At 64.7% G+C, this 252-nt stretch carries 1 pseudogene; it reads left to right on the forward strand.

The features are described from left to right. Positions 1-25: 25 nt before the first annotated feature. Positions 26-252: pseudogene (locus AC0L3B_RS39915) on the forward strand (hypothetical protein); the annotation flags it as partial.

Genomic DNA, 252 nt, shown 5'->3' on the forward strand with positions numbered 1-252 from the left:
GCGCTATCCGCTGCGAGACAGCGGGGTGCGCACGTTCTATGTGTCCGGGCCGCCGAGCTATGTCGGCCAGGTGCTGCGGCTGGCGCAGTTGACGGACCGGCAACGCAGTGAGCTGCGTGTGGGTGCCCAGGCCTTTGGCGTGGTGCAGGTGTTCAATACACACGTCGAGGACCGGCAGTATGGAACCGGTGCGAGCAAGGTCAGCGTGCCGGGAATGGTATCCATCGTTCAAAGCCTGCTGGCCAGTGAGCG

It is taken from the genome of Bradyrhizobium sp. Kon56 (assembly GCF_055807635.1).